This is a genomic window from Actinomycetospora sp. CA-053990, from assembly GCF_050948445.1.
Lineage (GTDB): Bacteria > Actinomycetota > Actinomycetes > Mycobacteriales > Pseudonocardiaceae > Actinomycetospora > Actinomycetospora callitridis.
Map to the genome: position 1 here is coordinate 5,950,361 of NZ_CP192043.1, position 23,316 is coordinate 5,973,676.

General features: G+C 75.2%; 27 protein-coding genes. 15 read left to right on the forward strand and 12 right to left on the reverse strand.

All coding sequences use genetic code 11. The annotated features are described in order from the left end of the window. Positions 1 to 254 precede the first annotated feature (254 nt). The 6 genes from ACQPYN_RS30290 to ACQPYN_RS30315 all read left to right on the forward strand — a co-directional run bounded on the left by ACQPYN_RS30290 (position 255) and on the right by ACQPYN_RS30315 (position 3,806). Positions 255 to 1,109: a sulfurtransferase gene (locus tag ACQPYN_RS30290; RefSeq protein WP_433030781.1), complete on the forward strand. Its 855-nt coding sequence runs from the start codon at positions 255 to 257 to the stop codon at positions 1,107 to 1,109. Next, positions 1,109 to 1,411, forward strand: a complete 303-nt coding sequence (locus ACQPYN_RS30295) for a DUF1416 domain-containing protein (protein WP_274196221.1) — start codon at positions 1,109 to 1,111, stop codon at positions 1,409 to 1,411. Before ACQPYN_RS30290 ends, ACQPYN_RS30295 begins: the two co-directional genes overlap by 1 nt. Before the next feature lie 199 nt (positions 1,412 to 1,610). Then, positions 1,611 to 2,270 (forward strand): FABP family protein, encoded by a 660-nt coding sequence (locus ACQPYN_RS30300; RefSeq protein ID WP_433030784.1) that lies wholly within the window; start codon positions 1,611 to 1,613, stop codon positions 2,268 to 2,270. 14 nt (positions 2,271 to 2,284) lie between these two features. Further along, positions 2,285 to 2,926 (forward strand): 5-oxoprolinase subunit B family protein, encoded by a 642-nt coding sequence (locus ACQPYN_RS30305; protein WP_433030787.1) that lies wholly within the window; start codon positions 2,285 to 2,287, stop codon positions 2,924 to 2,926. After that, the gene (locus ACQPYN_RS30310) at positions 2,923 to 3,198 is read left to right on the forward strand and encodes a hypothetical protein (protein WP_433030790.1); all 276 of its coding nucleotides are present in this window, start codon (positions 2,923 to 2,925) and stop codon (positions 3,196 to 3,198) included. The genes ACQPYN_RS30305 and ACQPYN_RS30310 overlap by 4 nt, the downstream gene beginning before the upstream one ends. After that, the gene (locus ACQPYN_RS30315; RefSeq protein WP_433030793.1) at positions 3,195 to 3,806 is read left to right on the forward strand and encodes a biotin-dependent carboxyltransferase family protein; all 612 of its coding nucleotides are present in this window, start codon (positions 3,195 to 3,197) and stop codon (positions 3,804 to 3,806) included. The genes ACQPYN_RS30310 and ACQPYN_RS30315 overlap by 4 nt, the downstream gene beginning before the upstream one ends. Here the strand turns inward: ACQPYN_RS30315 and ACQPYN_RS30320 are convergent. Both ACQPYN_RS30320 and ACQPYN_RS30325 read right to left on the reverse strand, forming a co-directional pair. Further along, on the reverse strand, positions 3,710 to 4,474 hold the full coding sequence (locus ACQPYN_RS30320) for a hypothetical protein (protein ID WP_433030796.1): 765 nt from the start codon (positions 4,472 to 4,474) through the stop codon (positions 3,710 to 3,712). The two genes, ACQPYN_RS30315 and ACQPYN_RS30320, sit on opposite strands and share 97 nt — an antisense overlap. 78 nt (positions 4,475 to 4,552) lie before the next feature. Beyond that, on the reverse strand, positions 4,553 to 5,464 hold the full coding sequence (locus ACQPYN_RS30325; protein ID WP_433030799.1) for a hypothetical protein: 912 nt from the start codon (positions 5,462 to 5,464) through the stop codon (positions 4,553 to 4,555). Positions 5,465 to 5,614: 150 nt separating this feature from the next. Here ACQPYN_RS30325 and ACQPYN_RS30330 point away from each other — a divergent pair, with 150 nt between their 5' ends. From ACQPYN_RS30330 to ACQPYN_RS30345, 4 genes are all read left to right on the forward strand, one after another. Further along, the gene (locus ACQPYN_RS30330) at positions 5,615 to 6,055 is read left to right on the forward strand and encodes a Fur family transcriptional regulator (protein ID WP_433030802.1); all 441 of its coding nucleotides are present in this window, start codon (positions 5,615 to 5,617) and stop codon (positions 6,053 to 6,055) included. 65 nt (positions 6,056 to 6,120) lie between these two features. Next, entirely contained in the window at positions 6,121 to 7,248 is a 1,128-nt protein-coding gene (locus ACQPYN_RS30335; protein ID WP_433039131.1) for a YgfZ/GcvT domain-containing protein, read from the forward strand. After that, on the forward strand, positions 7,245 to 8,201 hold the full coding sequence (locus ACQPYN_RS30340; protein WP_433030805.1) for a threonine ammonia-lyase: 957 nt from the start codon (positions 7,245 to 7,247) through the stop codon (positions 8,199 to 8,201). The genes ACQPYN_RS30335 and ACQPYN_RS30340 overlap by 4 nt, the downstream gene beginning before the upstream one ends. Positions 8,202 to 8,307: 106 nt before the next feature. Beyond that, entirely contained in the window at positions 8,308 to 8,874 is a 567-nt protein-coding gene (locus ACQPYN_RS30345; protein WP_433030808.1) for an RsiG family protein, read from the forward strand. On the opposite strand, the gene ACQPYN_RS30350 is transcribed toward ACQPYN_RS30345, so the two are convergent. Further along, positions 8,875 to 9,327, reverse strand: a complete 453-nt coding sequence (locus tag ACQPYN_RS30350) for a hypothetical protein (protein WP_433030811.1) — start codon at positions 9,325 to 9,327, stop codon at positions 8,875 to 8,877. It lies immediately after the preceding gene. Between the two features lie 586 nt (positions 9,328 to 9,913). On the opposite strand from ACQPYN_RS30350, the gene ACQPYN_RS30355 reads away from it, so the two are divergent. Both ACQPYN_RS30355 and ACQPYN_RS30360 read left to right on the forward strand, forming a co-directional pair. Next, complete coding sequence (locus tag ACQPYN_RS30355; RefSeq protein ID WP_274188761.1) at positions 9,914 to 10,105, forward strand: DUF3073 domain-containing protein; 192 nt, start codon at positions 9,914 to 9,916, stop codon at positions 10,103 to 10,105. A 152-nt stretch (positions 10,106 to 10,257) separates the two neighbouring features. Beyond that, complete coding sequence (locus ACQPYN_RS30360) at positions 10,258 to 10,476, forward strand: DUF2945 domain-containing protein (RefSeq protein WP_433030814.1); 219 nt, start codon at positions 10,258 to 10,260, stop codon at positions 10,474 to 10,476. A gap of 3 nt (positions 10,477 to 10,479) precedes the next feature. Here the strand turns inward: ACQPYN_RS30360 and purM are convergent, their stop codons facing one another. The 5 genes from purM to ACQPYN_RS30385 form a co-directional block, all read right to left on the reverse strand. Continuing rightward, complete coding sequence (gene purM / locus ACQPYN_RS30365; RefSeq protein ID WP_433030817.1) at positions 10,480 to 11,595, reverse strand: phosphoribosylformylglycinamidine cyclo-ligase; 1,116 nt, start codon at positions 11,593 to 11,595, stop codon at positions 10,480 to 10,482. A gap of 45 nt (positions 11,596 to 11,640) precedes the next feature. Then, the gene (purF, locus tag ACQPYN_RS30370; RefSeq protein ID WP_433030820.1) at positions 11,641 to 13,293 is read right to left on the reverse strand and encodes an amidophosphoribosyltransferase; all 1,653 of its coding nucleotides are present in this window, start codon (positions 13,291 to 13,293) and stop codon (positions 11,641 to 11,643) included. Between the two features lie 51 nt (positions 13,294 to 13,344). After that, positions 13,345 to 15,585, reverse strand: a complete 2,241-nt coding sequence (locus ACQPYN_RS30375) for a putative bifunctional diguanylate cyclase/phosphodiesterase (protein ID WP_433030823.1) — start codon at positions 15,583 to 15,585, stop codon at positions 13,345 to 13,347. Next, complete coding sequence (locus ACQPYN_RS30380; RefSeq protein WP_433030826.1) at positions 15,578 to 16,384, reverse strand: SAM-dependent methyltransferase; 807 nt, start codon at positions 16,382 to 16,384, stop codon at positions 15,578 to 15,580. Before ACQPYN_RS30380 ends, ACQPYN_RS30375 begins: the two co-directional genes overlap by 8 nt. 82 nt (positions 16,385 to 16,466) lie before the next feature. Beyond that, positions 16,467 to 16,868, reverse strand: coding sequence for a sterol carrier family protein (locus ACQPYN_RS30385; protein ID WP_433030829.1), 402 nt, complete (start codon positions 16,866 to 16,868; stop codon positions 16,467 to 16,469). A gap of 92 nt (positions 16,869 to 16,960) precedes the next feature. Between ACQPYN_RS30385 and ACQPYN_RS30390 the strand changes: the two genes are divergently transcribed. Next, positions 16,961 to 17,671 (forward strand): SGNH/GDSL hydrolase family protein, encoded by a 711-nt coding sequence (locus tag ACQPYN_RS30390; protein WP_433030831.1) that lies wholly within the window; start codon positions 16,961 to 16,963, stop codon positions 17,669 to 17,671. A gap of 34 nt (positions 17,672 to 17,705) precedes the next feature. Here ACQPYN_RS30390 and purL read toward each other — a convergent pair whose 3' ends face one another. Continuing rightward, positions 17,706 to 20,003, reverse strand: a complete 2,298-nt coding sequence (purL, locus tag ACQPYN_RS30395) for a phosphoribosylformylglycinamidine synthase subunit PurL (RefSeq protein ID WP_433039133.1) — start codon at positions 20,001 to 20,003, stop codon at positions 17,706 to 17,708. A 351-nt stretch (positions 20,004 to 20,354) separates the two neighbouring features. Here purL and ACQPYN_RS30400 point away from each other — a divergent pair, with 351 nt between their 5' ends. Continuing rightward, entirely contained in the window at positions 20,355 to 20,849 is a 495-nt protein-coding gene (locus ACQPYN_RS30400; protein WP_433030834.1) for a hypothetical protein, read from the forward strand. 59 nt (positions 20,850 to 20,908) lie between these two features. Here ACQPYN_RS30400 and purQ read toward each other — a convergent pair whose 3' ends face one another. Together purQ and purS are read right to left on the reverse strand one after the other, a co-directional pair. Next, positions 20,909 to 21,583 carry a phosphoribosylformylglycinamidine synthase subunit PurQ gene (gene purQ / locus ACQPYN_RS30405; protein ID WP_433030837.1) on the reverse strand — a complete coding sequence of 225 codons (675 nt, stop codon included), beginning with the start codon at positions 21,581 to 21,583 and terminating at the stop codon, positions 20,909 to 20,911. Next, positions 21,580 to 21,819 carry a phosphoribosylformylglycinamidine synthase subunit PurS gene (gene purS, locus ACQPYN_RS30410; RefSeq protein WP_433030840.1) on the reverse strand — a complete coding sequence of 80 codons (240 nt, stop codon included), beginning with the start codon at positions 21,817 to 21,819 and terminating at the stop codon, positions 21,580 to 21,582. Before purS ends, purQ begins: the two co-directional genes overlap by 4 nt. Before the next feature lie 43 nt (positions 21,820 to 21,862). Between purS and ACQPYN_RS30415 the strand changes: the two genes are divergently transcribed. Continuing rightward, positions 21,863 to 22,498, forward strand: coding sequence for an MBL fold metallo-hydrolase (locus ACQPYN_RS30415; RefSeq protein ID WP_433030843.1), 636 nt, complete (start codon positions 21,863 to 21,865; stop codon positions 22,496 to 22,498). A 51-nt stretch (positions 22,499 to 22,549) separates the two neighbouring features. On the opposite strand, the gene ACQPYN_RS30420 is transcribed toward ACQPYN_RS30415, so the two are convergent. After that, on the reverse strand, positions 22,550 to 23,239 hold the full coding sequence (locus tag ACQPYN_RS30420) for a DUF2334 domain-containing protein (RefSeq protein WP_433030845.1): 690 nt from the start codon (positions 23,237 to 23,239) through the stop codon (positions 22,550 to 22,552). Between the last annotated feature and the right edge of the window lie 77 nt (positions 23,240 to 23,316).

Sequence of the window (23,316 nt, forward strand, 5' to 3'; positions counted from 1 at the left end):
CCTCGGTCGGCGCCCGATTCTTCGGTAGCGTGGCGCGTGTGGACGGCGGGCTCACCCAGCGACGCGTGGTGGACCTGTGCCGTGTGGACTCCAGCCTCTGTTGCTGACCCGGCCCCCGGACGACTCCGCGCCCGGACCGCCCACCTGACGTCCTTCGCAGTGTGATCGCGGGTCCTCGGCTGTACGGGGGTCGCCGGCGGGGATCCCGTCGTGAGAACCACCAGAAATCCGCAAGCACCCGAGGAGCAACACACATGAGCCGCCAGGACGCCCTGGTCAGTGCCGACTGGGCCGAGCAGAACCTCGACGCCCCCAACACGGTCTTCGTGGAGGTCGACGAGGACACCACCGCCTACGACGGCGGGCACATCCCCGGCGCCGTCAAGCTCGACTGGAAGACCGAGCTGCAGGACCAGGTCCGCCGCGACTTCGTCGACAAGGCCGGCTTCGAGAAGCTGCTGTCCGCCAAGGGCATCGGCAACGACGACACCGTCATCCTCTACGGCGGCAACAACAACTGGTTCGCGGCCTATGCCTACTGGTACTTCAAGCTCTACGGCCACCAGGCCGTCAAGCTGCTCGACGGTGGCCGCAAGAAGTGGGAGCTCGACGGGCGCAAGCTCGACACCGAGGTCCCGCAGCGCTCGCAGACCTCCTACACCGCCCAGGAGCAGGACACCTCGATCCGCGCCTTCCGCGACGAGGTCGTCAACGCGATCGGCACCAAGAACCTCGTCGACGTGCGCTCGCCCGACGAGTTCTCCGGCAAGCTGCTCGCCCCGGCGCACCTCCCGCAGGAGCAGGCGCAGCGCGGCGGCCACATCCCCTCGGCGCTCAACGTGCCGTGGTCGAAGGCCGCCAACGAGGACGGCACCTTCAAGTCGGACGACGAGCTGCGCAAGCTCTACTCCGAGCAGGGGCTCGACTCCTCGCGCTCGACCATCGCGTACTGCCGCATCGGCGAGCGCAGCTCGCACACGTGGTTCGCGCTGCACGAGCTCCTCGGCGAGTCCGACGTCAAGAACTACGACGGCAGCTGGACCGAGTACGGATCGCTGATCGGTGTGCCGATCGAGACTGGGCCCGGACAGAGTGGGAGTGGTTCCTGATGTGTGGAGCGCCCGAGCAGACCGCCGAGCTGCCCGCCGGCACCGACCTCTCGAAGGAGTCGGTGCTGGTCGGGAAGGTCCTCGCGGGCGGGTCGCCCGTCGGCGGGGCCTACGTCCGGCTCCTCGACGGCACCGGTGAGTTCACCGCCGAGGTCGTGTCCTCGGCCTCCGGGGACTACCGGTTCTTCGCGGCCCCGGGCACCTGGACCGTCCGCGCGCTCTCGCGCTCGGGCAACGGCCAGTCCGAGGTCACCGTCGGTGGCCCGGGCCTGTTCACGACCGAGGTCTCGGTCGCGGCCTGAGAGCCACCCCCCTCCGCCCCCTCCGCCCGCTCGTCCCGCCCACCGCGGCGGGGCGGGCGGGCGGTGGTCGTTAGGGTGGGCCGGTGGCGTGGTTCTACACCGTCCTGCTCGCTGCGTGCAGCGCCGGAATCCTCGGCGCCGGCGTCGTGCTGACGCGGCGGCTCTTCCGCGACGAGGCACTCACCGGCGAGGAGGAGCGATGAGTTCGTCCATCAACCCCGACGATCCCGACCTGCCCGAGGGCAGCAGCGGCAACGAGGCGATCCGGGCGGCCGCGGAGCGCGCCGAGCGCACCCGGGGCGCCAACATCCCCGGGTGGGACGACCTCCCGATCCCGAACGACACCGCGAACCTGCGGCTCGGTCCGGAGCTGAACGACGCGCTCCTGGGCCTGCTGCCGCTGGTCGGGGTCTGGCGCGGTGAGGGCGAGGTCGTCTACCCGACGATCGACGGCCCGTTCCACTTCGGGCAGCAGATCACCGTCGCGCACGACGGCCGGCCGTTCCTGTCCTGGGAGGCCCGCTCCTGGATCCTCGACGGGCCGGGCGGGGCCGTGGTGCGGCCCGCCGCCCGTGAGGTCGGTTGGTGGCGCGCGCAGGAGGACGGCACGCTCGAGCTCCTGCTCGCGCACCACACCGGGATCATCGAGCTGTACTACGGCGAGAGCCGCACGCAGACCTCCTGGGAACTGCAGACGGACGCGATCGCCCGGACCTCCACGGCGAAGGAGGTCAACGGCGCGACCCGGCTCTACGGCATCGTCGACGACGGCGACCTCGCCTACGTCGAGGAGCGCGCCATGGAGGGCCAGCCGATGCAGCCGCACACGTCTGCGCGGCTGCAGCGCGTCGTCGGCTGAGCTCCACCCCGCTCGTGGACGTCCGGCCCGTCGGTCCCGAGGCGCTGCTCGTCGACCTCGACGGGCTCGCCGCCGTGGACGCGGTCGGCGCGGCCCTGCGCGACGCCCTGACACGCGGCGAGCTGCCCGGCGTCGTCGACGTCGTCCCCGCGGCCCGGACGGTGCTGGTGACGGCCCCGGGCGCCCGTGAGGCCCTGCCCGCGGTCCGGGCGCTGCTCGAGCGGATCGACACCACGGCCCCGCGCGGCGACCGCGACGCGGGCAGCGTGGAGCTGCCGGTGCACTACGACGGCGAGGACCTCGAGCTGGTCGCCCGGGACGCCGGCTGCTCGGTGGACGAGGTGGTCGAGCTGCACACCGGCGCCACGCTCACGGTGGCCTTCGGCGGCTTCGCCCCCGGCTTCGCCTACCTCGCCGGGCTCCCCGAGGCGCTGCAGCAGCCGCGTCTGGACACCCCGCGCCCGCGCATCCCGTCCGGCTCCGTGGGGGTGGCCGGCGAGTTCGGCGGCGTCTACCCCCGCACGTCGCCCGGTGGCTGGCGGCTGCTGGGGCGGCTGGCCGACGACGCGCCGACCCTGTTCGACCCCGACCGCGACCCGCCCGCGCTGCTGGTGCCGGGGACGACGGTGCGCTTCCGGGACGCGGGGAGCACATGACCCGGGAGCTCGTCGTCACCGAGGTCGGTCCCCGCGCCCTCGTGGTGGACCGTGGACGGCCCGGGTGGGCCCACATCGGCGTCCCGCCGGCCGGCGCCCTGGACGGACCCGCGCACGCGCTGGCGCAGCGGCTCGTCGGCAACCCGCCGGAGGCCGCCGGGCTGGAGATCCTGCTCGGCGGGCTCGCGCTGCGGGCCACCGAGGCGACGACGGTCGCGCTCACGGGCCCGCCCGGAGGGTTGGTCGTGCGGACCGGGGCCGCGAGCGCGTGACGGCGTCGCACCAGCCCGTCCACGTGCACGCCGGCGACGTCCTCGTCGTGCCCGCGCCGACCAGCGGCCTGCGCGGCTACCTCGCCGTCGGCGGCGGCGTGGCGGTCGAACCCGTCCTCGGGAGCCGCAGCGCCGACACGCTCTCCGGTCTCGGGCCGGCGCCGCTGGAGGTCGGCACGCGGCTGCCGCTCGGTTCGCCCACGTCCACCCCGTCCGTCGGCACCGGGGCGATCGGCGTGTCCGCGGCGCCGGACGCCGTCGTGATCCGCCTGCACCTGGGGCCGCGCGCGGAGTGGGTCGACGACCCCGTGGGCCGGCTGCGCGCCGGCACGTGGACGGTGGGCTCGACGAGCGACCGGGTCGGGGTGCGCCTGGAGGGCCCCGCGCTCGAGCGGGCCGAGGCGCTCCGGGGCGTGGAGCTGCGCAGTGAGGGCCTGGTCGGCGGCGCGGTGCAGGTGCCGCCGGACGGGCAGCCGGTGGTCTTCCTCGCCGACCACCCGACGACCGGGGGCTATCCCGTGGTCGGCGTCGTGGAGCCGGCCGAGCTGCCGGCGTTCGCCCAGCTCCGGCCCGGCTCGTCGGTGCGGTTCGTGCCGCTCGGGGCCTGATCGTCGGGGAGCAGCCCCAGGCGCCGGGCCACGAGCGCCGCGAGCCGTGACTCGTCCACCCCGACCAGGCGGGCGACCTGGCTCGGGCTCAGCCCGGCCCGCAGCAGGGCCGTGACGTCGCCGTCGGAGGCCGACGTGCCGGCGTCGGTGTCCACGGCGGCGAGGGCCGCCACCGCGGCCTGGGGATCCCCGAGGAGCACCGCGAGCAGCCGGTCCTTGGCCGACTCGGTGTCAGAGCCGGCCTCGCCGTCCGCCGCCGCCGCGTGCCGGGGGCGGTGCGGTTCCGCGGGCGGGGTGTCGTCGGCCGTGGACCCGGGGCTCGGCTCGGCGAGAGCCGCCCGCACCGCGCCCACGTCGAGGGGATCGGTCGGCGGGTCCGAGTACGTCGCCGGGGCCGTCGCGTCCGGCGCGTCGTCCAGGTTCGACACCGGCGAGCCCGCGGTACCTGTCCCTGCCGGCGGGCGCCGGCGAGCCGTGGCCGGGTCGCTCCACGCCGCTTCGGGGTCCGGGCGCCCCGATTCGAGCGCCGGGGGCGGCCACGCCGCGGCGGCGGCCGCCCGACGGGCACGGCGGCGCCGGACCGACGACACCACGATGAGCACGATCGCCACGACCAGCAGGACGGCCGCGACCACGATCCACGTGATCGGGGACTCGAGCACGCGCATGGGTGGCCACGGTACGCCGTCCGGCCGCGGGACGCGGCGTCATCCGGTCACCGACGGTCTAGCGGAAGGTCAGACCCGTCACCCGTCTGCCGCACGCTCCGGCGAGGACGGCGCCGGGCGGGCCGCACTGGCGGCGGGCTGGGTGCCCTCCGTGACGTCGACCTGGGAGTCGGGAGTCGCCGACTCGCCGGCGGCGGCCGTGCCATCGGTGCCGTCGGGCTCGGCGGCGGCGTCGACCGACACGGTGTCCGCCGCGGTCGCGTCGGCGTCGACCGGGTGGGCGACGGGATGCATGGTCGGCTGGTCCAGCGAGCCGGGCGCGAACGCCGGAGGCCCGCCGTACGGCCCGGGCGGCCGGTGCCCCGGGTGCGGGGGACCGGGCGGCCGGGCGGGACCGCGCCACGGCCCCGCGGGCCCGGGACGGGGCGGCGCCGCGGAGGGGCGCGTCGGGCCGGAGACGATGTCGTCGAGCCGCCCGCGCAGGCGGACGAGCTCGTCGACCACCGCGTCACGCTGCGCGCGCAGCTCCGCGAGGGCGGCGCGCGACTCGGCGTGCTCGGCGAGCAGCGACTCGGCGGCCTTGCTGCGCACGAGCTGCGCCTCCTGCTCCGCGGCCTGCAGGATGCCGCGCAGCCGGTCGTTGAAGGCGCCGACCATGTCGGGGCTGCCGGGCGCCCCGTCGCCGGACTCGTGCTGGTCCGCGCCAGGAGCGCGGCGCGCCTCGGGGATGGTGTCCGAGACCCGGCCCTCCAGCCCGGAGGACGCCGGCGCCTCGGGGGCGGCGCTGCGCCGGCGCTCGCGCACGGCGAGCTGGGCACGGAGCTGGGCGTTCATCCGCCGGAGGCCGGCGACGTGCTCGTCGACCTGCCGTCGGTCGTATCCCCGCAGCACGACGTCGAAGTGCGGGCCGGGACTGTCCTCCTCGATGCCGGACAAGTCCAGATAGTGCTCGGCGTCGGGCGGTGTGCGTCCCTGCTCACCGGTCGTCATCGTCACCTGCCTGCAGCCGGGGTCCACGGAGCGCGCCGGGTGTCGGGCGCAGAACCCTCCCGATCGTAGGGACCGCCGCCCGCCGACGCACGGAGCCGCCCCCCGCCCACCCGGGGGTTCTCGTCGCGTCCGAGGCCTACCATCGAGCGGGTGGACACCGAACTGCGGCAGACGCTGCACCGCCGTGGCCTGCGCATGACCCCGCAGCGCCAGCTGGTGCTCGACGCGGTCATCGAGCTGGGCCACGCGACGCCGGAAGCCGTCTGTACGCGGGTGCAGGAGACGGCGCCCGCGGTGAACATCACCACGGTGTACCGCACGCTGGACCTGCTGGAGCAGCTCGGCGTCGTGAAGCACACCCACCTCGGGCACGGCGCGCCGACGTACGCGACGTCCGAGCACGAGCACGTCCACCTGGTCTGCCATCACTGCGGCGCGGTCGACGAGATCGATGTCGACGCGCTGGAGGCCCTGGCGGAGTCGCTGCGCGCGTCGCACGGCTTCCGCCTGGACGCCACCCACGTCGCGCTGTCCGGCACCTGCCGGGCGTGCGCCGACCGCGCCGACGCCGAGCTCGCGAAGGACGCGTAGTGACCGATCCCCTGACCCCGTCCCCGACCTTCGACGAGCCGGGCGCAGTCGCCCCGCAGCCCCCGATGGGTCCCGACGGCGACGAGGGCCCCGACGGTGGCACCGACGGTGGCCCCGACGCCGCCGTCCCCGCCCACTACGGCGACCCGTTCGGCGAGCAGCGCGCGCTGATCCGCCGCGCCGGCGTCGTCGACCGCTCCCACCGCGGCGTCGTGCGCGTCTCCGGTCCGGAGCGTCTGAGCTGGCTGCACCTGCTGCTGACCCAGCAGGTCGCCGACCTCGGCGAGGGCGCCGGCACCGAGGCACTGGTCCTCGACGCGCAGGGCCGCGTCGAGCACCACGCGGTGCTCGCCCACGTCGACGACACCGTGTGGTTCGACGTCGAGCCCGGCCGCGCCGCCCCGCTGGCCGAGTACCTGGACCGGATGCGCTTCTGGTCGCAGGTCACCGTGGCCGACGAGTCGGCCGACTGGGCGGTCCTGTCGCTGGTCGGCCCCGAGATCGACGAGGTGCTCACCGCCGCCGGCGTCGTCGCCCCGCACGGCGACCACGCGTCGTCGGCGCTGCCCGACGGCGGTGTCGTCCGGCGCATGCCGTGGCCCGGGCCGGGTCCCGAGGCGGCCGTCGACCTGATCGTCCCGCGCGCCGAGCTCGGCTCCTGGTGGTCGCGGCTGCGCGGCGCGGGCGCCCGGCCCGCCGGGCACGACGCGTTCGAGGCATTGCGGGTCGGCGCCGTCCGCCCGCGCCTCGGCGTCGACACCGACGAGCGCGCCATCCCCCACGAGATGGGATGGATCGGCGGCGCGGTCCATCTGCACAAGGGCTGCTACCGGGGCCAGGAGACGGTCTCGCGCGTCGCGAACCTGGGGCGCCCGCCCCGCCAGCTGGTGCTGCTGCACCTGCAGGCCGGGGACGACCCGCTGCCCCCGCCCGGCACGCCCGTGCTCGCCGCCGAGGGCGGCCGGTCGGTCGGGCGCATCGGCAGCGCGGTGCGCCACCACGAGCTCGGCACCGTCGCGCTGGCCCTGCTCAAGCGTTCGGCCGTCGCCGCCGCGTCCGCGGACACCCCGCTGTGGGTCGCAACTGAGGGCGACCAGCAGGTGCCCGGCCCGGCCGCCGTCGACCCGGACTCGATCCCGCCGGACACCGGCGAGCCGCCCGGCCGCGCGGCGATGCGCCGCCTGCAGGGGTGAGGTTGCTCGGGCCGTCCGACGTCGCCGCGGCCGCCGCGGTGCTCGAGGGCGTCGCGGCGCGGACGCCGGTGCAGGAGCTCGCGCCCGGCTTCGCGGTGAAGCGCGAGGACCTCCAGCCGATCGGCGCGTTCAAGCTGCGCGGGGCCTTCCACGCCGCGAGCCGCGTCGCGCCCGAGCGCCGGACGGCCGGCCTCGTCACCCACTCCTCGGGCAACCACGGGCGCGCACTGGCCTGGGTCGCGCGGCGCCTCGGCGTCCCGTGCACCGTGGTCGTGCCGGACGACGCGGTCGAGGCCAAGGTCGAGGCCATGGCCGCGCTCGGCGCCCGGCTGGTGCGCGTCCCGGCCGACGAGCGCGAGTCGGCCGCCGACGCCGCGGTCGCGGAGACCGGCGGGACGCTGATCCCGCCCTACGACCACCCCGACATCATCGCCGGTCAGGGCACCGTCGGCGCCGAGATCCTCGCCGACCGCGCGGGCGTGGAGCAGGTCGTGGTGCCGATCGGCGGCGGCGGGCTGATCAGCGGGATCGCCGCCGCGCTCCGCGGCTCCGGGGTGCGCGTGATCGGCGCCGAGCCGTCCCTCGCGGGCGACGCCGCGGCCAGCTGGCACGCCGGCGAGCGGCAGCGCTGGCCGCGCGAGCAGGTGGCCCGCACGGCCGCCGACGGGCTGCGCTCCACCGCGCTGGGCGAGCTCACCTGGCCGCACGTGCGCGACCTGGTCGCCGACGTCGTCACCGTCGACGAGGACGCCATCGCCGACGCCACCCGCGGGCTGCACGCCGCCGGCGTGCCCTGCGAGGCGAGCGGGGCCGTCGCGACCGCGGGATGGCTCGCCCTGCCACCCGACGACCGCGCCCGGAGCACGGTCGCGGTGGTCAGCGGCGGCAACGTCGACCCCGCCTGGCTGGCCGGGGTCCTCGGCCGCCGGGCGCCGGTGCCGACGTTCGGGTGAGGACCGAGCCCGTCGCCGACCGGCGCACGCGCCGCACGCACCTCTCGACGCGCCGACCCGCCTGCCGCGTGACAGCGGACCCCCTGGTCGCGCACGATGTGAAGCCATGATCGAGTTCCGGCAGGGCGGTCGCCGACGCCTCGACCGCGTGCTCGACCCCGCCTTCCTCGCCGACCTGGCGACGTGCCCGATGGACGACGCCCGGGCCAAGCGCGATGACGCGGCGCAGGAGGAGACCGACCTCTCCTACCTGCGCCGGCTCCTGCACGCGCGCATGGACATCGTCCGGTTCGAGCAGCGACGTCGAGCGGCCGCCGCCGAGGGCGAGGAGGGTCCGTCGCTCGTCGACGAGCTCCCGCGGATTCTCGCCGACAACGCGCTCGGCCCGTCCGCGGGCCGCGGGCGTCACCACACGGTGCAGCCCTCGCGGGCCGAGTCGCACCGCCGGCACGTCGAGGCGCTGCTCGCCGACACCGGCCTCTCCGACGTCGCGACCCTCTCCGACGACGACCTCACGGCCGCCGCCACCGCGTACGCGGAGGAGGAGCGCTCGGTCTCCGAGCACCGCAGCATGGTCCAGCAGGTCATGGACGCCTGCAACGACGAGCTCGGCCGGCGCTACCGCGACGGCTCGGCGTCGGTGGACGACCTGCTGCGCAAAGAGATGCAGTAGCTAATTCGCGCGCGAGTGGGCCGCACGGCCCGCCCAGAAGTCCCGCAGGCGCCGGTAGCTCGCCATCGCCCGTTCGGCGTCGCCGCCCCGCAGCGCCTCGAGGGCCTCGGTGACGTCCTCGGCCGAGGTGTCCGCGGCGAGGGTCTGGTCGTCCATGAGCGTCACGAGGCCGCCGTAGTCGAGCTCGACCAGCGAGCCCGGGTCGAAGTGCCGCAGCCACCGCGCGGTGTCGCGCAGGACCTCCGCGGGGCCGTCGTCCCCGAGCGTCTCCGTGAGCAGGTCGGCGGCCGCGTCCGCCCGCGTCAGTGCGTCGCCGATCGGCACGCGCCAGTAGCAGCGACGGGCGGGCGCCTCGGGCGCGGTCACGGCGTCGTCGCTGGGCAGGACCAGGATCCGCTCGGCGGGGTCCACCAGCGCGAACCACGGCAGCGGGACCGTCCAGTTGGCCGACACGATGTGGGTCGCGGACTCCCCGAGCTCCGCGACGGCGGACTCGGCGCGCGAGCGGACCGCCGACTCCTCGGTGGCGAGCGCCGCCGCGCGCAGGATCGGCGCCTCGCTGGTGAGGAACCCGACGAGCGCCGCCGCGGCCCGCGGGCGCGTCTCGAGCGGGCAGACCAGCGTCTTCGGCCCGACCGGCTCGCCCCCGTGCCGCCGGGTCCCTCCGCGAGCAGCACGTCAGCCGGGCCGTCGAGCGGGGTGCCGTCGGCACGCTCGCCCGGCAGCAGCCGCGAGGGCACGGCCAACTGTGCGCGGAGACACACTTCGCGGTCGCGACGGCCCGCGTCGACCACCGGTACCGCCCCGCGGGCCAGTCCGGCCCGCACCCGCGCGGCCAACGGGGCCTTCAACGCCCCCAACGGCTCGTAGACGCGCAGGTAGCAGACGAAGGGGGCGGGCACGGCCGCCGATCGTGCCATGTCACGTCGCGACCCCGATCGGACACACGGTATTGTCGTGAGTACGAGAGTTACCTCAGATTTCAGGGGGCCGCCGGAGATGCTCCGGCCGCCCCCGCCCTGTGCGAGGGGGTCCAGACATGGGACGCGGACGAGCCAAGGCCAAGCAGACGAAGGTGGCCCGAGAGCTCAAGTACAGCTCCCCGAACACGGACTTCGACGCGCTGCAGCAGGAACTGGGCAGCGGCGACGACCGGTTCGCCGCCCGACGCTCCGACGACGACGAGCAGGTCGACGCACGCTGGGGCGAGTACAGCTACGACGAGCGTTGACGGCTCAGTAGGACCGTCGATCGTCGCCGGCCGGACACACGGCCACACCACGGTTCGACCCGCTCCGGACGGCACGCTTCACCGCCGCCCGGGCGGGTAACCGCGCGCAACGACCGCTCGACCACGAGCGGCCCGGCGCGCGAGGAGCGAGCGTGACGAAGGCGTTCAGCAAGGGCGACGACGTCAAGTGGAACTGGGGTCAGGGCCAGGCCGAGGCCACCGTCTCGGAGGTCCACACCGAGCGCGTCGAGCGCACCATCGACGGCAAGAAGAAGACCCGCAACGGCACCGACGACAACCCGGCCTACGTGCTGGAGCAGTCGAACGGCCAGACGGTGCTCAAGCTCCACTCGGAGCTCATGCCCGACTGAGCCTCAGAAGCGGGGGTGATCCCCGCGCAGGAGGGCGTGTCCGGCGTCGGGCGCCCCGCCGTCGGCCTCGCTGGTGGCCCGCACCTCGCCGATCACCCACGACGGCACGTGCTTGGCCGTGAGGACGGCCATGGCGCGGTCGACGTCGTCGGGCGGCAGCACGGCGATCATTCCGACGCCCATGTTGAAGGTGCGCTCCATCTCGTCGCGGGTGACGCGGCCGCGCGAGGCGATGAGCTTGAACACCGGGGCCGGGGTCCAGCTCGACCGGTCGAGCTCGGCGGTCAGGCCGGCCGGCAGCACGCGGGCCAGGTTGGCGCACAGGCCGCCGCCGGTGACGTGGGCGAACGTGCGCACGTCGGTCTCCGCGGCGACGGCCAGGCAGTCGCGCGCGTAGATGCGGGTGGGCTCGAGCAGCTCGTCGGCGAGCGTGCGGCCGAACTCCTCGACATGCCCGTCCAGCGACATCCGCCCGATCTCCAGCAGCACCTGGCGGGCCAGTGAGTAACCGTTGGAGTGCAGGCCGGACGAGCCCATGGCCACCACGGCGTCGCCGGGGCGCACGCGGTCGGGCCCGAGCATCCCGTCCGCCTCGACGATCCCGACGCCCGTGGCCGAGAGGTCGTAGTGGTGCGGCTCCATGACGCCGGGGTGCTCGGCCGTCTCGCCGCCGAGCAGGGCGCAGCCGGCGAGCCGGCACCCCTCGGCGACGCCCGAGACGATCTTCTCGACCTTCTCGGGCACGAGCTTCCCGATGGCGAGGTAGTCCTGCAGGAACAGCGGCTCGGCGCCGCAGACGACGAGGTCGTCGACGACCATGGCCACGAGGTCGCGACCCACGGTGTCGTGGCGGTCGGCGGCCTGGGCGACGGCGAGCTTGGTGCCGACGCCGTCGGTGGACGCGGCGAGCACGGGCTCGCGGTACTTGCCGGTGCGCAGCGCGAACAGGCCCGCGAAGCCGCCGATGCCGCCGAGCACCTCGGGGCGCGAGGTCGACTTCGCGAGCGGCTTGAGACGGTCGACGGCCCGCTCCCCCGCCTCGACGTCGACCCCGGCGGCCGCGTAACTGGCCTGCTGGCCCGCGAGCTCGGGGGCCGTGTCGTCGGGGGCGTGGGTCATCGGTGGAGTTCCTCGCAAGGCGGGAGTAGGCGGGGGTGAGAGCCGTCAGGGACGGCTGAGCGCGTCCTCGGCACCGTATCCCGGCGTCCCGAGCGGCATCCCGGTGCCGTTCGAGCGCCCGTGCTCGAACACGACGGGGCCGCCCGAGCCGCCGTCGCCGCAGCTCGCGCCGGTGACGTCCTCGAGCAGGTGCTTGCCGACCATGGCCTCGTCCGGCAGCGGGATCGGGTACTCCCCGGAGAAGCACGCCGTGCACAGCCGCGAACGCGGCTGGTCGGTGGCCGCGATGAGGCCGTCCTGCGAGATGTAGCCCAGGCTGTCGGCGCCGACGGACCGGCGCACGCCCTCGTCGTCGAGGCCGTTGGCGATGAGCTCGGCCCGCGACGCGAAGTCGATGCCGTAGAAGCAGGGCCAGCGCACGGGCGGGCTCGCGATGCGGACGTGCACCTCGAGCGCGCCGGCCTCACGCAGCATCCGGACGAGCGAGCGCTGGGTGTTGCCGCGGACGATCGAGTCGTCGACGACGACGAGGCGCTTGCCCCGGATGACCTCGCGCAGCGGATTGAGCTTGAGCCGGATGCCCAGCTGGCGGATGGTCTGCGAGGGCTGGATGAACGTGCGGCCCACGTAGGCGTTCTTGACCAGGCCCTGGCCGTAGGGGATGCCGGAGCGCTCGGCGTAGCCGATCGCCGCAGGGGTCCCGGACTCGGGCACGGGGATGACGAGGTCCGCGTCCGACGGGTGCTCGTCGGCGAGACGGCGCCCGATCTCGACGCGCGCCGAGTGCACGCCACGGCCGGAGATCGAGGTGTCCGGGCGGGCGAGGTAGACGTACTCGAAGATGCAGCCCTTGGGCTCCGGCGCGGCGAACCGCGAGCTGCGCAGGCCCTCGGCGTCGATGGCGATGAGCTCGCCGGGCTCGACCTCGCGGACGAACGACGCCCCGACGATGTCGAGGGCGGCGGTCTCGGAAGCGACGACCCAGCCGCGGTCGAGACGGCCCAGCACGAGCGGGCGCACGCCGTGGCGGTCGCGGGCGGCGTAGAGCGTGGTCTCGTCGCAGAAGGCGATGCTGAAGGCGCCCTGCAGGTCGGGCAGCAGGCGCAGCGCCGCCTCCTCGACCCCCAGGTCGGCCGCCGAGTCGGCGAGCAGGCCCGTCACGACGTCGGAGTCGGTGGTGGCGCCGACGAGGGTCGACGACCGCCGGTTGCCACCGCCGTGCCCGTTGCGCGGGCCGCCGTTCACCGCGAGGGCGGCGTCGCGACGCCGCACCAGCTCGGCGGTGTTGACGAGGTTGCCGTTGTGCCCCAGCGCGAGGCCGGTGCCTGCCGCGGTGGTGCGGAACGTCGGCTGGGCGTTCTCCCAGGTGGGGGAGCCCGTCGTCGAGTACCGGGTGTGGCCCACGGCGAGGTGGCCGCGCAGGGACGAGAGCGTCTGCTCGTCGAAGACCTGGCTGACCAGCCCGAGGTCCTTGAAGACGACGATCTGACGACCGTCGCTGACGGCCATGCCCGCGGCCTCCTGGCCGCGGTGCTGCAGGGCGAAGAGCCCGAAGTAGGTGAGCTTCGAGACCTCCTCGCCGGGCGCCCAGACGCCGAAGACGCCGCACTCCTCCTTGGGCCCCTCGTCGTACGCGGGGGCCTCGGGGGGTGTCGAGGTGGATGACGTGGGCCGTGAATCAGGTCCGGCTGGGTCCACCGGGACGGCTCCTTGTCGACGGTGATGCCACGAGTCGTGCCGCTGCCAACCCTACGCGCCCCGACCGTCCCGGCGGGGCCCCGCGCGCCGTCGGGGACGCGATCCCGCTCTCAGACCGGCCGGCCTCGACGGTGAGGCGGTGGTCAGTTCGCCCAGCGGCTCCCCGCGCCGCAGCATCGTGGCGACGTCCCCGGCGGGCAGGGCGGGCGCGAACAGCCAGCCCTGGCCCTCGTCGCACCCGAGCTCGCGCAGCCGCGCGGCCTGCGCCGCGGTCTCGACCCCCTCGGCGGTGACCGTCAGGTCCAGCGCGTGACCGAGGTCGACCAGCGTCCCGACGATCCGCTCGTCGACCTCGTCGTAGAGCTCTTCCTCCCGCAGACCCTCGCCGAACGACCCGTCGAGCTTGATCACGTCGACGGGCAGTTTGCGCAGGTAGGAGAGGTTGGAGTAGCCGGTGCCGAAGTCGTCGACGGCGATCCGGACGCCCATCGCGCGCAGCCCGTCGAGGGCCTTGAGCGGGGCACCCTCGTCGGTGGTGAGCGCCCGCTCGGTGAGCTCCACCTGCAGGCGGTCGGGGGGCAGGCCGGTGCGGTCGAGCAGGGCCGCCACCTCGGCGACCAGGCCCGGCTCGTGGAGCTGGCGCGGGGCGACGTTGACGCTGACGAACGGGGCCGCGGACCCGAACTCGGCGTGCCAGTCGCGGGCGTCGCGGCAGGCGGTCTCGAGCACCGAGCGCCCCAGCGGCACGATGACGCCGGTCTCCTCGGCGGGCCCGATGAACAGCGCGGGCGAGAGCACCCCGAGCCGGGGGTGCTGCCAGCGCACCAGCGCCTCGACGCCGCGGACGCGGTGGTCGGACAGCGAGACCAGCGGCTGGTAGAGCACGAAGAACTCGTCGTGCGCGACCGCCATGGGCAGGGCCGCGGACAGCGTGAACCGCGCGGTCTCGGCCTCGTCGCGATCCGGGTCGTGCACCGCCCAGCGGCCGCGTCCCTCCGCCTTGGCCGTGTAGAGCGTGATGTCCGCCGCGCGCATGAGCTCGCTGGCGGTGGTGTCGGTGACGGCCTGCTCGACGACGCCGATGCTCGCACCGACGGCGAGCTCCTGGCCGGCCAGGCGCAGGGGCGGGGCGAGGGCCGCGAGCACGCGGTCGGCGAGGCCCACCAGGCGGTCGACGCCCTGGGAGTCCTCGACCAGCACGACGAACTCGTCGCCCCCGGTGCGGGCGACGAGCTCGCCCTCGCCGGCGCAGGCGCCGAGACGGCGGGCCACCTCCTGCAGCATGAGGTCGCCGATGTGGTGGCCGAGGCTGTCGTTGATGGTCTTGAAGCCGTCGAGGTCGAGGTAGCAGACCCCGACCCGCCGCGTGGAGTGCGGCCCGGCGTCGGCGAAGACCTTCTCGAGGCGCTCGGTGAAGCGCGCGCGGTTGGCCAGCGTGGTCAGCGGGTCGTGATAGGCCTGGTAGGTCAGGTGCTGCTGCAGGCGGTGCCGCTCGGAGACGTCCTCGAGCATCGCCAGCTGGTAGGACGGCTTGCCCTCCTCGTCGCGCACCAGCGAGAGCGTCAGATGCCCGACGATCACCTCGCCGTCGCGCCGGAAGAAGCGCTTCTCGATGCGGAAGTTGTCCAGCTCGCCGCGCAGCAGGCGCTCGTAGAGCCGCCAGACGGCCGGGGCGTCGTCGGGGTGGGCCAGCTCGCCGACGGTGAGCGCCCGGAACTCGTCGGCGGTGTGCCCGAACATGCGCGTCATGGCCGGGTTGACCTCGAGGATCCGCCCCTTCATGTCGCCGAGGCCGATCCCGATCGCGGCCTCGTGGAACATCGCGCGGAACCGGGCCTCGCTGGCGTGCAGGGCCTGCTCGGTGTGCTGGCGCGCCACGAGCACGGCCCGCCGGATCGCCTCCTGCTCGTCGAGGGTGCGGTCGCGCAGGGTGGCGGCGTAGCCGGCGGCGAGCGCCCCGGTGAGCGCGTGCACGGCCGGCGTCACCTCGGGGCCGTAGAGCGCGGGCAGCCGCTCCGCGAGCAGCACGACCGTGCGCTCCAGCGTCGAGGGCCCCGTGAAGTGCGCCGCGACGAGACGCCGGCCGACCTCGGCGCCCACCTCGGGGCGGGGTGGCTCGGCGCGGACGGCCTCGACGACCAGGCCGGCGAGCTCGAGCAGGTGCTCCTGCAGCTCGTCGGCGGCCATCGGCACGTAGCTCGTGCCCTCGACCTCCTCGGCCCACCGGGCGGCGAGCGCGCCGAGCGTGTCGCGGTCCGGGGCCGCGGGCCCCGCCGTCCGACGCTCAGTCACGACGACCCACGGCGGCGTGGCCGGTGAACCGTTCCGGGTTCTCCAAGGGCACCGACGGGTCGTCGGGACGCCACTGCGGGAGGTACACGATCCCGGGCTCGACGAGGGTGAACCCCTCGAGGAGCCCGGCGACCTCGTCGCGGGAGCGCATGGTCATCGGGGTCGTGGTGCGGCGGTAGAGCGCCCGGTGCTCGTCCGCGTGCTCCGGGGCGCCGTCGGCGCTGGCGTGGCTGAGGACCAGGTGGCTGCCCGGCGCCATGACCTCGCGGTAGCGGGCCAGCACCTCGCCCGGGCGCCGGTCGTCGCCGACGAAGTGCAGCAGCGCGACGACGAGCACCCCGACCGGCCGGGAGAAGTCGATCAGCGAGCGCGTCACCGGGTCGTCGAGCACGGCCGGGGGGTCGGTGAAGTCGGCCTCCACGACGCCCGTGGTGGGGTCGTCGGCGAGCAGCGCCCGGGCGTGCGCGACGGCGACCGGGTCGATGTCGACGTAGACGACGCGGGCCTCGCCCAGCGCTGCCTGGGCGACCTCGTGGACGTTGCCGGCCGTGGGGATGCCGGATCCGATGTCGAGGAACTGGTCGATGCCCTGCGCGGCGAGGTGGCGCACGGCCCGCCGCAGGAACGCCCGGTTGGCCTGCATGATGCGCGGCAGCTCGGGCCAGTCGGCGACGGCGCGGGCCGCCATGTCGCGGTCGGCCGAGAAGTTGTGCAGGCCACCGAGGTAGTAGTCGTACACCCGGGCCGCACTCGGCCGGTCGACGTCGATCTCCTCGGGAGCCCAGCTCGGCCGCTGCACCCGGTCCCCTCTCCGTCGACCGCCACCGCTCGTGCCGGTCACGTTCCGGTCATCGGGATGATACGGGTGCTACCGGGTCGGCTCAGTCGTTCTCACACGTTCGATGAACGTCCACCACCGGGAGCCATCGCGCGATGTCCGCGGCGCGGTGCCCCGACGCCGTCACGCGGTCGGCCGCGGCGTCCCACGTCGTCAGCCCGAGCGCGAGGGCGAGCCACGTCGCCGCGTCGGTCTCGACGACGTTCGGCGGCGTCCCGCGGGTGTGGCGCGGGCCCTCGACGCACTGCACCGCGCCGAACGGCGGCACGCGGACTTCCACCGAGTGGCCGGGGGCCTGGTGCTCCAGCGTGCGCAACGACGAGCGCACCGCGGCGGCGAGGGCGGGGCGCGGCGGGCGCTCGACGCCGTCGGGGTCGCGGACCCAGCCGGCGACGGCCAGCAGGTCGGCCCGCACCTGCGCGGGGTCGGGGGCTCGTCGGGGCACGGTCGTCCAGGGTAGCGAGGGCGGGGGCGCCGGACCGGAGGCTGTTGACCACGGGACGGTGCCCGGACCCCGCGCGGCTACGGTGCCGATCCGTGCCGCGCGTCCGCTCCCTCGTCCTCGCCGGGTTCCTCGGTGTCGCCGCCGTGCAGGCCCGCCGCCTGTGGCTCGCCACGACGATGGAGCCCGACCACGCCGCCTACTGGCGCCGGCGCGGACGCAGCCCGGGGGACGTCCTGCTCGTGGCGCTCGGCGACTCGCTGGCCCAGGGGCTCGGCGCCGTGCACCCGGAGCGGTCGTGGGCGGGCCGGCTGGCCGACGCGATCGAGGCGCGCGACGGGATCCGCGTGCGCGTGGTGAACCTGGGCGTCGTCGGGGCGACGGCGGCCGACGTCCTCGCCGACCAGCTCCCGGTCGTGCCCCCCGAGGCGTTCAGCGACCCGACGGCGATCGTCGCCCTCGCCGTCGGCACCAACGACGCCGCCCAGGACGTCCCCGTCGACGACTACCGGCGCGATCTCGACGCCCTGTGCTCCGCGCTGCCCGCGGGCGCGCTGGTCGCCGACGTCCCGGACCTGCAGCGGGGCGTTGTGCGCGAGCGCGGGATGCGCCTGTCAGCCGTCGCCCGCGAGGTCGTCGCTGCCCGCCCGGAGCTGCGGCCGGTGGCGCTCGAGGCCGCGACGCACCGGATCCGGGTCTGGGAGGCCGGGCCCGACCTCGCTCACCCCAACGGCCGCGGCTACCGGCGCTACGGGCGCGCGTTCGTCGCGGCGCTGGGCGAGCGAACGGGGAGTTCGCGCGCGTAGAAGCAGCGAACCACTCGTTCGCTGCAACACCGGGTCAGTCGAGGGCCGCCGGGAGGGTGGCCTCGGAGAGCGCGCGGAGCTCGGCGAGCGGGAGCGGGTCGACGCCCTCGATCGCGAGCACCTCGCCGCCGACCTCGCCGAGGCGGGCGGCCGCCTGGCCGGCGTCGGCGCAGCGGCGGGCGAGCTCGGCCTCGTCGCCGGGGGCGACGGTGACGAGCATCCGCGCGCCGGTCTCGGAGAACAGGACCGCGGCGGGGTCCAGGCCCGGCGCCGGGGGCAGGGTGACCCGTGCGCCGCGCCCGGTGGCCAGCGACGCCTCGACGAGGGCCTGCGCCAGCCCGCCGTCGGAGAGGTCGTGGGCGCCCGAGAGCAGGCCGTCGGCGCCCGCCGACGCCATGAGCGCGGCGAGGCGCGACTCGGCGGCGAGGTCGACCTCCGGGGGCCGCCCGCCGAGGTGGTCGTGCACGACGCCGGCCCACGCCGAGCCGTCGAGCTCGTCGCGGGTCTCGCCGAGCAGCCAGACCGCGTGGCCCTCCGGACCGAGGCCGTGGCGCACCGACCGCGAGACGTCGGTGAGGATGCCGAGCACGCCGACCACCGGCGTCGGCAGGATCGCCGCGCTCCCGGTCTGGTTGTAGAAGCTGACGTTCCCGCCGGTGACGGGCAGGCCCAGCGCCGCGCAGGCGTCGGCGAGGCCCCCGACGGCCTCCGCGAACTGCCACATGACGGCCGGGTCCTCGGGCGAGCCGAAGTTCAGGCAGTCGGTGACCGCGACCGGGACCGCGCCCGAGGACGCGACGTTGCGCATCGACTCCGCCAGGGCGAGCTGCGCGCCGGCGCGCGGGTCGAGCTGGCAGAAGCGGGCGTTGGCGTCGATCGACACCGCGACCCCGCGGCCGCTGGCCTCGTCCACGCGGACCACGCCGGCGTCCGCGGGCGTCGCGGAGGTCGTGTTGCCGCGGACGTAGCGGTCGTACTGCTCGGTGACCCACGTCCGCGCGGCGAGCGCCGGCGACGCCACGAGGTCGCGGACCTGGGCGGCCAGCTCGGTGGGCGCCGACGGCCGCGCGCGGCCCCCGACGCCGTCCGCCTGCAGCGCGTCCTGCCAGTCGGGCCGGGCGTAGGGCCGCTCGTAGACCGGGCCGTCGTGGGCGACGGTGCGCGGCGGGACGTCGACCACCGTCGCGCCGCGGTGGGTGATCCGCAGGCGGTCACCGTCGGTGACCTCGCCGATCACCGTCGCCGTGACGTCCCAGCGCCGGCAGACGGCCATGAAGGCGTCGACGTTCTCGGGGGTGACCACCGCGCACATCCGCTCCTGCGACTCGCTGGAGAGGATCTCGGCGGCGGTCATGTTCTCGGCGCGCAGCGGGACGGTGTCGAGGTCGACGTGCATGCCGCCGTCGCCGGCGCTGGCGAGCTCGCTCGTCGCACAGGACAGCCCCGCGCCGCCGAGGTCCTGGATGCCGACGACCAGCCCGCCGCCGAAGAGCTCGAGGCAGCACTCGATGAGGACCTTCTCGGCGAACGGGTCGCCGACCTGGACGCTGGGCAGCTTCTTGCGCCCGGTGCCCTCGACGAAGGTCTCCGACGCGAGCACCGAGACCCCGCCGATCCCGTCGAGACCCGTCCGGGCCCCGAAGAGCACGATCTTGTTGCCGGCGCCGGAGGCGAACGCCAGGTGCAGGTCCTCGTGGCGCAGCACGCCGACGCACAGGGCGTTGACCAGCGGGTTGCCCGAGTAGCTCGGGTCGAAGACGACCTCGCCGCCGATGTTGGGCAGACCCAGGCAGTTGCCGTAGAAGCCGACGCCGGAGACGACGCCCGGCAGCACCCGGGCGGTGTCGGGGGCGTCGAGCGGGCCGACGCGCAGCCCGTCCATGACGGCCACCGGGCGTGCGCCCATGGCCATGATGTCGCGGACGATGCCGCCGACGCCGGTGGCCGCACCCTGGTGCGGCTCGACGTAGGAGGGATGGTTGTGCGACTCGATCTTGAAGGTGACGGCCCAGCCGTCGCCGACGTCGACGACGCCCGCGTTCTCGCCGATGCCGGCGAGCAGGCGCGCGCGCATCGCCTCGGTGGTGGTCTCGCCGAAGCGGCGCAGGTGGACCTTCGAGGACTTGTAGGAGCAGTGCTCCGACCACATCACCGAGTACATGGCGAGCTCGGCCTCGGTGGGCCGGCGACCGAGGATCTCCCGGATGCGGGCGTACTCCTCGTCGCGCAGGCCGAGGGCGGCGTGCGGCTGGGGCTCGTCGGGGGTCGCCTCGGCGTGCGCGACGTGGTCGACGGGCGGGAGCGCCGGAGGCGCCTCGCGGACGGGGTTCACAGGGGCCGGACCGGCGGGAACGGGCACCCCTCCGAGAGTAGGCGCCCGTCGCGACCGGCTCCCGGGCCCGTGCGGAGGGCCTCACCAGGGGCTCTCGAGGACCTCACCCGCGGTGAGCGTGTCGCTACCCACGACGTGCGGTCGACAAACGGTGATCCGCCGATGTCACCGACTCCACACGGCGCTGTCCACCACACGCCCACCGTGCGCACCGCCACTAGGTGGAGTTGGCTGGACCGTTAGCTCGATCGGATGGCCGTTCATGGGCCAACACGGTCGTTTCGTCGCGACACGGTGCGGGCGTGTCGTGCAATACCCGGGGGTGTCGGACCCTCGATACATCATGGAGCCATGACCACCGCCTCCGTCTCCCCGGCCGCCGGTGCGACGTCGGACGACGCGCCCGCGTCGACCGCCGATCCGCTCGCCCGGCTCGGCCTGGTGCTCGATCGCGAGCTGATCGGGGTCCGCCGTCACGACCTCGAGCTCGCCGGGCGCGTCCCCGAGAGCGTCCGCCCGCACGTCGACGCCTCCGCCGGCATGCTCGAGTTCCTCGTCGACGACGGCTCCGGAGGTGTCGTCGTCCTCGCCCTGGCCCCGGGGGCCCGCGGCGACACGGTGGTGCCGCTGCTGCCCGCGGTGCAGCCCACCGAGCCGGGCGGTCACGACGTCAGCGCGGCGGCCCCGTTCGACGAGGTGGTCGGCGAGGCCGTCGAGGACGTGTCACGCCTGCTCACCCACGTCGAGCGTCCCGACGAGATGCGCGGGCTCGTGCTGCACCTCGGCGGCCAGATGCTGATGGTCTACGCCGACCTCTGGGAGCTCCGGGTCACGCTGCTGCCGTGAGGCTGTGGATCCTCCAAGCTGACCGCGCCCGCGAGCTCCTTCGTCGCTCCGCGCGCCCGTCAGCGGAGGGCGGCGAACGCCGCGAGAACGGAGGTGAAGAGGCCCAGGCCGTCGGTGCCGGGGCCGGTGAGCGCGTCGATGGCGTGCTCGGGGTGCGGCATGAGGCCGACCACGCGGCCGTCGGCCGAGCTGATGCCCGCGATGTCGCGCAGCGCGCCGTTGGGCGCGGGCTCGGTGTAGCGGAACACCACGCGGCCCTCGCCCTCGAGGGCGTCGAGCGTGGCGTCGTCGGCGACGTAGCGCCCCTCGCCCGACTTCAGCGGCACGCGGATGTCCTGGCCGACCGCGAACGACGACGTCCACGCCGTGTCGGCCTCCACGCGCAGCCCCACCTCGCGGCACACGAACCGCAGGCCGTGGTTGCGCACGAGCGCGCCCGGCAGCAGGCCCGCCTCGCAGAGGATCTGGAACCCGTTGCAGATGCCGAGCACCGGCATCCCGGCCCGGCCCGCCTCGACGACGGGACCCATCACCGGCGAGCGCGCGGCGATGGCGCCGGCGCGCAGGTAGTCGCCGTAGGAGAAGCCGCCGGGCACCACCACGGCGTCGACACCCTGGAGGTCGGCGTCGTCGTGCCAGAGCCCGACGGGCTCGCCGCCCGCGTAGCGCACCGCCCGGGCGGCGTCGACGTCGTCGAGCGTCCCCGGGAACGTGATGACCCCGATACGGCTCACGACGACACCCTCCGCACGACCCACTCCTCGATCACCGGGTTGGCCAGCAGCGAGCCGGCGATGCGCTCGAGCGCGGCGTCGTCGACGGTGTCGTCGACCTCCAGCTCGAAGTGCTTGCCCTGGCGGACGTCGGCGACGCCGTCGACCCCCAGACGCCCCATCGCCCGGGCCACCGCCTGACCCTGGGGGTCGAGGATCTCGGCCTTCGGAAGGACGTCGACGATCACGCGAGCCACACCGACCAGGTTACCGGTGCCCCGCGCGGGGAACGGCGATGGCGTGGAACTCGTGCACCTCGGCCACGCCTGCGTCGTGGCGGACACCGGCTCGGCCCGGATCCTGCTCGATCCGGGCGCCTTCTCCTCGGGCTACGAGACCCTCGAGGGCCTCGACGCCGTCCTGATCACCCACCAGCACTTCGACCACCTCGACCTGGACAAGCTGCCGGCGCTCCTGGCCCAGAACCCGGGCGCGGAGCTGATCGTCGACACCGGCACCGCCGAGCAGCTGCGCGAGCGGGAGATCACTCACACCGTCCGCGAGCCCGGGGAGACGTTCACCGTGGGCGGCGCGACGGTCGAGGTCGTCGGCGGCGGCGAGCACGCAGTGATCCATCCCGACATCCCGACCATCGCCAACAACGGCTACCTGATCGACGGCAGCGTGCTGCACCCCGGGGACGTGTTCACCGTCCCCGAGCGCACCCCGGACGTCCTGCTCCTGCCCACTGCCGCGCCGTGGCTCAAGGCCTCCGAGGCCGTCGACTACCTGCGCGCCGTGGCCCCGCCGCTCGCCGTGCCGATCCACGAGGCCGTGCTGGCGAACCCGGACCTGCACTACAACCTGTTCTCGAACCTCGGGCCCAAGGGCACCGACGTCCGGATCGCCCCGCGGGGGGTGGCTTTCGCCACGTGAGCACTTCGGAGTGCTGGAGCACCTCGAAATGCTCACCTGCGCGCAGCGCACCTAGGCCGTGATCGACCAGTCCTCCGGGTCGCCGGCGGCGCCGGTACGTCGCGGGGCACGGCGCCCGACGAGCTCGCCCCCGCCCAGCGGGGTCGCGCCCCCGGCGAGGGCGTCGTCGACGAGCGCGCCCGCGGTCGCCGCGGGCGTGCCGGCGTGCAGCGCGAGGTGGACGAGCCCGGGCCGGGTGCGCCGACGGGTCGGACGGCCGCGACGCGGTGCGCCCGCCCCCGGGCCGGTCACGGGCCCCCGCCACGAGGTGGCCGGCGCGCCGCCGGCGGCGAGACGGTGCACTCCGGCGTCGTCGAGCACCAGGCCCACGCCGGCGGCGGCGAGGGCGTTCCGGGTGCCGTCCGAGGTCGACCACCCCGGCGCGGCGAACCCGTCGACGGCCAGGCCGAGGACGTCGCGGCTGCGCAGCGCAGCGGCGAGACGCAGGCCGGCCTCGTGCGCGGGCAGGCGCCGGTAGGGACGTCCGGCACCGACCTCGGTCCGCGTGCCGTGCAGCAGCACCGCGTCGCCCACCCGGCGTCGTGCGGTGGCCCAGACCGCGACCTCGGGGTGGGGCTGCGGGCCGACCAGCCAGGTCGCCGGCACGCGACGGGCGTCGAGGGCGTCGGCGAGCGCGACGGCAGCCGTCAGCGGCGCACCGGGCCCGAGGCCGGAGACGGAGACGATCAGGCGGGGAGTCACGCCCCCCATGAGGCCAGTCGGAGGTGCCGCCCGTGCGTCCGGGGGGTGAACACCTCGGCTCGCGTGGACGACGGGGT

Bases quoted from the DNA above. Each gene is read 5' to 3' on its own strand.
- ACQPYN_RS30290 (WP_433030781.1), top strand. From the start codon at position 255: ATGAGCCGCCAGGACGCCCTGGTCAGTGCCGACTGGGCCGAGCAGAAC.
- ACQPYN_RS30295 (WP_274196221.1), top strand. From the start codon at position 1,109: ATGTGTGGAGCGCCCGAGCAGACCGCCGAGCTGCCCGCCGGCACCGAC.
- ACQPYN_RS30300 (WP_433030784.1), top strand. From the start codon at position 1,611: ATGAGTTCGTCCATCAACCCCGACGATCCCGACCTGCCCGAGGGCAGC.
- ACQPYN_RS30310 (WP_433030790.1), top strand. From the start codon at position 2,923: ATGACCCGGGAGCTCGTCGTCACCGAGGTCGGTCCCCGCGCCCTCGTG.
- ACQPYN_RS30320 (WP_433030796.1), bottom strand. From the start codon at position 4,474: ATGCGCGTGCTCGAGTCCCCGATCACGTGGATCGTGGTCGCGGCCGTC.
- ACQPYN_RS30325 (WP_433030799.1), bottom strand. From the start codon at position 5,464: ATGACGACCGGTGAGCAGGGACGCACACCGCCCGACGCCGAGCACTAT.
- ACQPYN_RS30335 (WP_433039131.1), top strand. From the start codon at position 6,121: ATGGGTCCCGACGGCGACGAGGGCCCCGACGGTGGCACCGACGGTGGC.
- ACQPYN_RS30345 (WP_433030808.1), top strand. From the start codon at position 8,308: ATGATCGAGTTCCGGCAGGGCGGTCGCCGACGCCTCGACCGCGTGCTC.
- ACQPYN_RS30355 (WP_274188761.1), top strand. From the start codon at position 9,914: ATGGGACGCGGACGAGCCAAGGCCAAGCAGACGAAGGTGGCCCGAGAG.
- purM (WP_433030817.1), bottom strand. From the start codon at position 11,595: ATGACCCACGCCCCCGACGACACGGCCCCCGAGCTCGCGGGCCAGCAG.
- ACQPYN_RS30400 (WP_433030834.1), top strand. From the start codon at position 20,355: ATGACCACCGCCTCCGTCTCCCCGGCCGCCGGTGCGACGTCGGACGAC.